General features: G+C 70.0%; 7 protein-coding genes. 5 read left to right on the top strand and 2 right to left on the bottom strand.

What is annotated here, in order from left to right:
- Positions 1–816 precede the first annotated feature (816 nt).
- The 4 genes from E1285_RS40230 to E1285_RS40215 all read left to right on the top strand — a co-directional run bounded on the left by E1285_RS40230 (position 817) and on the right by E1285_RS40215 (position 5,986).
- Positions 817–1,485 (top strand): PadR family transcriptional regulator, encoded by a 669-nt coding sequence (locus tag E1285_RS40230; RefSeq protein WP_132159859.1) that lies wholly within the window; start codon positions 817–819, stop codon positions 1,483–1,485.
- A gap of 63 nt (positions 1,486–1,548) precedes the next feature.
- On the top strand, positions 1,549–2,628 hold the full coding sequence (locus tag E1285_RS40225; protein ID WP_132159858.1) for an inositol-3-phosphate synthase: 1,080 nt from the start codon (positions 1,549–1,551) through the stop codon (positions 2,626–2,628).
- 252 nt (positions 2,629–2,880) lie between these two features.
- Entirely contained in the window at positions 2,881–4,656 is a 1,776-nt protein-coding gene (locus E1285_RS47935) for an ABC transporter substrate-binding protein (protein WP_132159857.1), read from the top strand.
- A gap of 19 nt (positions 4,657–4,675) precedes the next feature.
- Positions 4,676–5,986, top strand: coding sequence for an MFS transporter (locus tag E1285_RS40215; RefSeq protein WP_243723386.1), 1,311 nt, complete (start codon positions 4,676–4,678; stop codon positions 5,984–5,986).
- A gap of 7 nt (positions 5,987–5,993) precedes the next feature.
- On the opposite strand, the gene bioA is transcribed toward E1285_RS40215, so the two are convergent.
- Complete coding sequence (gene bioA, locus E1285_RS40210) at positions 5,994–7,307, bottom strand: adenosylmethionine--8-amino-7-oxononanoate transaminase (RefSeq protein WP_132159855.1); 1,314 nt, start codon at positions 7,305–7,307, stop codon at positions 5,994–5,996.
- A complete protein-coding gene (locus E1285_RS40205; RefSeq protein ID WP_132159854.1) occupies positions 7,304–8,785 on the bottom strand; it encodes a CCA tRNA nucleotidyltransferase in 1,482 nt (493 codons plus the stop codon). The genes bioA and E1285_RS40205 overlap by 4 nt, the downstream gene beginning before the upstream one ends.
- 359 nt (positions 8,786–9,144) lie before the next feature.
- Here E1285_RS40205 and E1285_RS40200 point away from each other — a divergent pair.
- A partial coding sequence (locus E1285_RS40200; protein ID WP_132159853.1) for a YbaK/EbsC family protein occupies positions 9,145–9,639 on the top strand: 495 nt, incomplete at its 3' end.

Raw genomic sequence — 9,639 nt, 5'->3', positions numbered from 1 at the left:
GCCGGGGGCTCCCGGGGCGCCGGGGACGGAGTGGCCGCCCATGAAACTCGGGCTTTGGCTCGGGCCCTGGAGGTTGTCCGGCGGCCCGGACGGGGTTCCCTGCGCGCCAGAGTTTCCTGGCACGCCTGGGCCACCCGCGGCGGGCTCGCCCTGGACGCCCGGATTGCCGGGCTCGCCGGAGTCGCCGGGTCGGGGGACCTGCTGCCCGCCCGGCCTCTGCGACCCGGGTTCCGGTCGGGGCTGGCTTGGATTACTCACGCGACCTCATCAACAGGGGACAGCTGGTCGTTGCCGGGCGGGGGATCGCTCCCCAGCGGTGACAACGGCTCGTGCGCCGTCCGAAGGGTACTGTGCGGGCTGGTGAGCGGGGGGAGCATGTGCATGGCGAAGCATGTCCTGGCTGGTCAAACGCCCCCGCCGAAGGTTACGGCCGGCGGATCCTCCTCACTTGTCCACCGCTCGGGGCCCTGCTCCCCGTGGCCGGATACGTACGACATCGCCAGGTGACTCCAAGCGCAACTTTGACATACTTCCACCACATACACCCTGAATTCTCCGTATTCGCGGTCCGCGGCAGCCGGTCCGGCGGTGGCCATGACGCCCCCCGCGTAGCGGCCCAGCTCCATCCCTACATACGTAGGTGACGTGCGTCAGGGGTTCATGCCGGCGGACACGGCGGGGCAGGCGCCCCCGGTCGCCGGGACGGGTCTCCACTTGCCAGGACGAGCCCGTCTACGTATCGTTGCGATGTATCGAGCCGATACATTGGCGCGATACATCGAGTCGAGACATCGACTCCGCTGAGGAGGGCACCGTATGGCGGCCAGGAAGGGCGCGGGCGTGCTGGAGCTCGCCGTGCTCGGGTTGCTGCACGAGTCCCCGATGCACGGCTATGAACTGCGCAAGCGGCTCAACGGCGTGCTCGGCATGTTCCGCGCGTTCTCCTACGGCTCCCTCTATCCGTGCCTCAAGCAGCTCCTGACCAACGGGCTGATCATGGAGGACCGGCCGGAGGAACCGAACGCGGCGCTGGCCTTGCAGAGCCGCCGGTCCAAGATCGTCTACAAGCTCACCGCCGACGGCAAGGAGCGCCTCCAGGAACTGCTGACCGAGGCCGGTCCGGCATCGTGGGAGGACGAGGGGTTCGGCGTGCACTTCGCCTTCTTCTCGCACACCCGCGCCGACGTCCGGCTGCGGATCCTCGAAGGCCGGCGCAGCCGGCTGGAAGAGCGCCTGGAGAGCTTCCGCGCTGCCCTGGCACGCACTCGCGAACGGGTCGACTCCTACACCCTGGAACTGCAGAGCCACGGGCTGGAGTCCGTCGAACGCGAGGTCAGGTGGCTCAACGAGCTCATCGGGCGGGAGCGGGCCGAGCAGGAACAGCAGGCCCGGAACGAACAGCAAGCCGAGCAAGAACAGCAAGAACAGCAAGACAGGACTTCAGAAACCATCGCACAGGACATGCCTCGGGAGAACGACCGCTGATCGGCGGCACCGGGGTCGGGTGAAGAACACCACATGTTCCGCACAAGAGAAGGAGCAACCGGAATGGGTTCGGTGCGCGTAGCCATCGTGGGTGTGGGCAACTGCGCCTCTTCGCTCGTCCAGGGTGTCGAGTTCTATAAGGACGCGGCCCCCGAGACGCGGGTTCCCGGCCTGATGCACGTCCAGTTCGGCGACTACCACGTGGGCGACGTCGAGTTCGTCGCGGCGTTCGACGTGGATGCCAAGAAGGTCGGGATGGACCTGTCCGAGGCCATCCACGCCAGCGAGAACAACACGATCAAGTTCGCCGACGTCCCGCCGACGGGTGTGACCGTCCAGCGCGGCCCCACCCATGACGGCCTCGGCGAGTACTACCTGGACCTGGTCGACGAGTCGGACGCGCAGCCGGTCGACGTCGTGCAGGCGCTGAAGGACGCCAGGGTGGACGTCCTCGTGTCCTACCTGCCGGTGGGCTCCGAGGAGGCCGACCGCTACTACGCCCAGTGCGCGATCGACGCCAAGGTGGCGTTCGTCAACGCGCTGCCGGTGTTCATCGCCAGCGACCCGGAATGGGCCGAGAAGTTCACCGAGGCCGGTGTCCCGATCGTCGGCGACGACATCAAGTCGCAGGTCGGCGCGACCATAACGCACCGCGTGATGGCCCGGCTGTTCGAGGACCGCGGCGTCGAGCTGCTGCGCACCTACCAGCTCAACTTCGGCGGCAACATGGACTTCATGAACATGCTGGAGCGCAAGCGCCTCCAGTCCAAGAAGATCTCCAAGACGCAGTCGGTGACCTCGCAGATCCCGCACGAGATGGCGAAGGCCGACGTGCACATCGGCCCGTCCGACCACGTGCCGTGGCTGGACGACCGCAAGTGGGCCTACGTCCGGCTGGAGGGCAAGTCGTTCGGCGACACGCCCCTCAACCTGGAGTACAAGCTGGAGGTCTGGGACTCCCCGAACTCCGCCGGCGTGATCATCGATGCCGTCCGCGCCGCGAAGATCGCCAAGGACCGCGGCGTCGGGGGCCCGATCCTGTCGGCCAGCTCCTACTTCATGAAGTCGCCGCCCGAGCAGTACAACGACGACCAGGCGCACGACGCCGTCGAGGCCTTCATCCGCGGCGACATCGACCGCTGAGCCGCCGACTGGGCGAAGCGAAGGAGCGGTTCAGCCCGGGGGTCGGGGGTCGCCCCCTCGGACGTGACACCGACCGCTGAGAGCCTGATCACAAAGTTCCCCAGGGACGCCCTGGCAGTGGACATTCCGCTGTCAGGGCGTCCTTACTTCTGTAGGGAAAACGGTGATGTACCGCCCTCCGGTCACTCTGCGGCCCTACTGTGACACCGCCGGTGACTGCGCGCCAAGTGGCGAGTCTTCGAGGTGGGAACGATGGCACGCGAGATGATCAAGGTGACGGCGGGGCTGACGGGGCTCGCGCTGGGACTGACGGGATGCGCCGGGGGAGGTGATGACGCGTCGGCGGCGGGCCAGCCCCGCGATGGCGGGACGCTGCGGATCGTCGGCTCGTCCGATGTCGAGCATCTCGACCCGACGTCCGTCGCCAGCGTCGGCGCGTACGGGCTCGCCCGCACCTTCGCGCGGACGCTGTTCGGGACTCGGGCGTCCAACGACTTCCAGGAGACGATCCCGGTGCGGCCCGACGTGGCCGCGCGGATTCCGACCCGCGAGAACGGCGACGTCGGCAAGGACCGCCGGACGTACACGGTGCGGCTGCGCAAGGGCGTCCAGTGGAACACGAGCCCGCCGCGCCCGGTGACGGCGCACGACTTCGTCCGCGGGTTCGAGCGGCTGTGCAACCCGGCCTCGCCGTCCGCGGGCAAGGGGTACTTCATCTCCACGCTCAAGGGCATGGAGGAGTTCTGCCGGGGCTTCGGCTCCGTGGACGCGAAGGACGCCGCGGCGATGGCCGCCTACCAGCGCGAGCACGAGATCGAGGGCGTCCGCGCGAAGGACGACCAGACGCTCGTCTTCAAGCTGAAGGAGCCCGCGAGCGACTTCCTCAACCTGCTCACGCTGCCGTACACGGCCGCCGCGCCGCAGGAGTACGACCGGTACGTCCCGGATTCGGCGGAGCTCCGGCAGAACACGATCTCGAACGGGCCGTACCGGATCAGCAAGTACGAGCCCGGCCTGTCGTACCTGCTCACCCATAACCCCGTATGGCGCCAGAACACCGATCCACTCCGTGAACGCCATGTGGAGAAGATCCAGATCACCCTCGGGCAGGACTCGCCGGAGACCGTCCAGCAGCAGATCGAGCAGGAGGTCGCCGATCTCGCCTGGGACCAGCCCGTCCCGACGTCCGCGATCCCCCGGCTGCGCGACGACGACAGGTTCGCGATCAGGGAGACGCCGAGCAGCAGCCCGTACCTGGTGTTCAACACGCTCAGCCCGAGCAACGGCGGCGCGCTCGGAAAGCGCGAGGTCCGCCAGGCGCTGCAGTACGCCGTGGACCGCAGCGCCCTCATCAAGATCGTGGGCGGCCCGTCGGTGGCCAAGCCGCTGCACACGGTGATCCCGCCCGGCAACTCCGGGTACGCGCCCGCGAACCACTACCCGACGCCCAACGAGTCGGGCAATCCCGCCAAATGCCGCGAGCTGCTCGGCAAGGCCGGTCACCCCGACCTCACGCTGAAGTTCCCGTACCGCACCAACAGCGTCCACAAGCTCATCGCCCAGTCCCTCGCCGGGAACCTCGACGCCTGCGGCGTGAAGACCGAGCTCAGCGCCGACTCCGGCGGCTCCTTCTACGCCGGGACGATCTCCACGCCCGCGAACGCCCGCGCCGGCGAGTGGGACATCGCCGCCCCCGGCTGGACGCCCGACTGGTACGGCAACAACGGCCGCTCGATCATCCAGCCGCTCTTCGACGGCCGCACCTACGGGCAGAACTCCACCAACTACGGCGGCTATGACAACCCCGAGGTCAACGCCCTCATCGACGAGGCCCTCACCGCGCCCGACCCGTCCCACGCCGGCGGCTACTGGCAGCAGGCTGACCAGAAGATCATGGAAGACGCGGCGATCGTCCCGCTGCTCAACCGCTCCCACACGATCTTCCACTCGTCCCGCGTCCACGGCGCCTTCTTCCTCCCCACCACCGCGGGCTACGACTACACCCGCCTTTGGCTCACGGACGATTAGCAGCACATATGGTGATCGGATGCGAGCTGGGGAGTTGCGGGAGATCCTGCGGGGGCGGGACTTCCGGCGGCTCTACGCGACCCGGCTGGCCTCGCAGTTGACCGACGGCGTCTTCCAGGTGGCGCTGGCCGGCTACGTGTTCTTCTCCCCCGAGCGGCAGACGACGGCGGGCAAGGCCGCGGCGGCGTTCGCGGTGACGTTGCTGCCGTACTCGGCGCTCGGGCCGTTCGCCGGGGTGTTCATCGACCGGTGGCGGCGCCGGCAGATCCTGGTGTGGACGCCGGTGCTGCGGGCCGTGCTGGTGCTCTTCGTCGCGGGCCTGGTCGCGGCCGGGCAGGACGGGGCGGTCTTCTTCCTCGGCGTGCTGGTCGTGCTGGGCGTCAACCGGTTCTTCCTCGCGTCCCTGTCGGCGGCGCTTCCGCACGTGGTGAGGCGCGATCAGCTGGTCACGGCGAACGCGTTCTCGGTCACGTCCGGGACGGTCATCGCGTTCGTCGGGGGCGGGATCGGCTACCTGCTGCGGCTGCTGTTCGGCTCCGGGAACCACGGGACGGCGCTGATCCTGGTGGCTGCGGCGGGGCTGTTCCTGCTGGCGGGCGCGATCGCGACGAGGCTGCCGAAGCGGCTGCTGGGGCCGCACCCGTCCGAGGACGCCGTGCCGGCGCTCGCGAAGCCGGACGCCCCGCGCCTGGTCGAGGCGCTCCGCACCGTCCTGGACGGCCTGGTGGACGGCGGCCGGCACATCGCGCGGCGCCCGCAGGCGGCGCTGGCACTCGCCGCGATCTCCTTCCACCGGTTCCTCTACGGCATCGTCCTGATCATGACGCTGCTGCTGTGCCGGAACCACTTCGCGGACGACCCCGACGAGGGGCTGCAGATGTTCGCGGTGATGCTCGGCGTCTCCGGCGCCGGCTTCTTCGCCGCCGCGCTGATCACGCCGCTCGTCGTGCGGCGGATCAGCAAGCAGGCGTGGGTGGCGTGGCTGTTCGGCGCGGCTGCCGTGAGCCTCCTGGTGCTGGGGATGCCGTTCACCAAAGCCCCTTGGGCGGCCGCCGCGTTCGCGCTGGGCGTCGTGTCGCAGGGCGTGAAGCTGTGCGTCGACACGACGCTGCAGGAGACGATCGACGACGCCTACAGGGGCCGGGTGTTCGCCGTCTACGACATGCTGTTCAACGCGGTGTTCGCCGCGGCGGCGGCGGTGGCCGCGACTTGGCTGCCGTGGGACGGGCGCGCCGCCCTCACGCTCCTCGTCGTGATCGCCGCGTACGCCGCGGGCGCGCTCGTCTACCGGTCGGCCGCCGCCCGCCGGCCCGCCCACGTCCTCGGCTGAGCCGCGCTCAGAGGGATTCGGCGATGGCGTGGAGCGCGGCGGCGATGTGGAGGACCTCGTCCTCGGTGCAGATGTACGGCGGCATCGTGTAGACCAGCCTGCCGAACGGGCGGAGCCAGACGCCGTGCGCCATGGCGATCTCCTGGGCGGCCGCGACGTCCACCGGTTCCCGCGCCTCGACCACCCCGATCGCGCCGAGGACGCGGACGCCGGCGACGCCGGGGAGGTCCGCGGCGCCGTCGAGTTCGCTGGTGAGGATCGCCTCGATGGTGTCGACCTCGTCCCGCCAGTCGCGGGACAGCAGCAGGTCGATGGACGCGGAGGCGACGGCGGCGGCCAGCGGGTTGGCCATGTAGGTGGGGCCGTGCATGAGGGCGCCCGCCTCGCCCGACGTGATGCCGTCGGCGACATGGTCGGTGCACATGGTGGCGGCCATGGTCAGGTAGCCGCCGGTGAGGGCCTTGCCGAGGCACATGATGTCGGGGGTGACCTCGGCGTGGTCGCAGCCCCACAGCTCACCCGTCCGGCCGAACCCGGTCGCGATCTCGTCCAGGATGAGGAGGAGGCCGTGCTCGTCGGCGATGTCGCGGAGGGCGCGCAGGTATTCGGGGGCGTAGAAACGCATGCCGCCCGCACCCTGGACGATGGGCTCGACGATGATCCCGGCCAGTTCGCCCGCGTGCTCGGCGGCCAGCCGGGACACCTCGTCCAGGTAGGCCTGCTCGGGCTCCGCCGCGTAGCCGAGCGGCGGCGCCGGCGCGAACACGTGCTCCGCGAGGACGTCGCTGAACAGGTGGTGCATCCCGTTCACCGGGTCGCAGACGGCCATGTCGCCGAACGTGTCGCCGTGGTAACCGCCGCGGACGGTGAGCAGCCGGTGCCGCTCGGGACGTCCCCGCGACCGCCAGTACTGGAGCGCCATCTTGATCGCGACCTCGACCGCGACCGACCCGGAGTCGGCGAAGAACACCTTCGTCAGCGGCTCCGGCGTGATCTCGACGAGCCGCTCGGCGAGCCGGACCGCGGGCGGATGGGTGAGCCCGCCGAACATCACGTGCGCCATCTTGCCGAGCTGCCCGGTGACGGCCGCGTTGAGCTTCGGGTGGTTGTAGCCGTGCACGGCCGCCCACCACGACGACATCCCGTCGATCAGCTCGGTGCCGTCCGCCAGCGTCAGCCGGACGCCGTCGGCCGACACGACCGGCAGGACGGGCGCGGGCGCGGGCATCGGGGCGTACGGGTGCCAGATGTGCTCCCGGTCGAACTCCAGCATCCGCTCGGTCTCGCGCGGGCTCATCCGCCCCAGCTGAAGCGGGATCATTCGCCCGGTCCCCCGATGCCCTCGGCGGCGGCCCAGCGGCGGAGCTCGTCCGCGGCCGCGTCCTTGCCGATGATGCCCTGGTCGAGGCGGATGTCGAGCAGGAACCGGTACGCCTTGCCGACGAGCGGCCCGGGACCGATGCCGAGGATCTCCTGGATCTCGTTCCCGTCGATCTCCGGGCGCATCGCGGCAAGCTCCTCCTCCTGCTCCAGCCGGTCGATGCGCGCTTCCAGGTCGTCGTAGGTGCGTCGCAGCCGGTCGGCCTTGCGCTTGTTGCGCGTGGTGCAGTCGGCCCGGGTCAGTTTGTGCAGGCGGGTGAGCAGCGGCCCGGCGTCGCGGACGTACCGGCGGACGGCCGAGTCGGTCCACTCGCCGGTGCCGTAGCCGTGGAACCGCAGGTGCAGCTCGACCAGCCGGGACACGTCCGAGACGACGTCCTTGGGGTAGCGCAGCGCGGTCAGCCGCTTGCGGGTCATCTTCGCGCCGACGACCTCGTGGTGGTGGAACGAGACCCGTCCGCCCGCCTCGAACCGGCGCGTGCGCGGCTTGCCGATGTCGTGCAGGAGGGCGGCCAGCCGCAGGACGAGATCGGGCCCTTCTCCATGCATTTCACCGCCCGAACCTGCCTCTTGGGCTATGGCCTGCTCCATGACGATCAGCGAGTGCTCGTAGACGTCCTTGTGCCGGTGGTGCTCGTCGATCTCCAGCCGCAGCTTCGGCAGCTCCGGCAGGACGTGCGCGGCGAGGCCGGTGTCCACGAGCAGCGCCAGCCCCTGCCGTGGGTACTGCCCGCAGACGAGTTTGGACAGCTCGTCCCGCACCCGCTCGGCGGAGACGATCTCGATGCGGCCGGCCATGTCCGTCATCGCGCGGACGACGTCGGGCGCGACCGTGAAACCGAGCTGCGAGGTGAACCGGGCGGCGCGCATCATCCGCAGCGGGTCGTCGCCGAACGAGTCCTCGGGCTTGCCGGGCGTCCGCAGCACCTTGTCCCGCAGGTCGGTGAGCCCGCCGAACGGGTCGACGAACTCGTGTCCGGGCAGCCGCGCCGCCATCGCGTTCACCGCGAAGTCGCGGCGCCGCAGGTCCTCCACGAGGGACGTCCCGTACGCCACGTCGGGCTTGCGCGACTTCGGGTCGTAGGACTCGCTGCGGTACGTGGTGACCTCCAGCTCGACGCCGTCCTTGCGGAGGCCGACCGTGCCGAACTCGATGCCGATCGTCCAGTGCGCGTCCGCCCAGCCGCGGATGATTTCCAGGGTGCGCTCGGGCGGGGCGTCGGTGGTGAGGTCGACGTCCTTGGTGGGACGGCGCAGCAGCGCGTCCCGGACGGGGCCGCCGACCAGCGCCAGCTCGTGACCGGCCGCCGCGAACCGGGCGCCGAGATCGTCGGCGACGGGTGCGATCGGGCGCAGCAGCTCGGCGATCGCGGTGCGCCGCGAGGGCTCGGGGGTCACGTTCTGGTTGGGCACGGCCATCGAGCGTATTTCCTTGGTTGACGGCTGACAAAGGACTTATCCGGTGATCGGCGGGCGTCCGGTGCAGGACGGGACCCTTCACATGCCGCGATCCCCGGGTTACGTTCTGGACACTCCGATGTCGCCAGCGCGACCGCCGGGTGAGCCTTCCGCACGACAACGGTAGCGGGATACGGAAGGACCACGTCCGCCGCATGCGCGGCCGAGGCGCAGCGTGAGGGTTTTACGTGACGTATGGCGAGGGTTAAACCGGACGTCTCGGGTATGTGGGGATATCCCTCGCAGAGTGCGATCCAGGGGGAGACAGGGTAACCAGTGACCGGGGGGAGCGGGGCGACCCCCGCGGGATGGAGCCGATCATGAAGGACGCTCTGACCATCCACCGCGCGCTGCTCGAATGGGAGGCCGTACACGAGATCGTGCGGCTGCCCATCGCGCTCGCCCACGCCGACGAACTGCCGACGTCGCTCGGCCTGCCGGCGGACCGGTGCCTGGTGACGCGCGTCTACTCCTGCGACGGCGCCTACGGGGACCGGTTCCTGGCCGGAGTGATCGTCCCGGCCGGTGAGCGCCCGTCCATGGAGGCCGTGCGGCTCACCCTGGGAGCCAGGACCGTCCGCCCGGCTCCCGCCGACGTCGTCAACGCCGTCACCGAGTACGCGGCGGGCCTGGTCTGCCCGCTTCTCCTCCCAGAGGAGATGCCGCTGTTCATCGACCAGCGGGTGATGGACGCCCTCCCCGCCGACGACGTCATCTACACGGCGACCGGCGAAGCCTCCACCGCCCTGGGAATCCGGGGCCGCACCCTCTTCGCCCTGTGCCACGCGAAACCAGCGGACCTCTCCGCCCCGGCC

This window comes from Actinomadura sp. 7K507 (assembly GCF_004348425.1).
Classification (GTDB): domain Bacteria; phylum Actinomycetota; class Actinomycetes; order Streptosporangiales; family Streptosporangiaceae; genus Spirillospora.
This window is presented reverse-complemented; position numbering and strand designations above follow the sequence as displayed.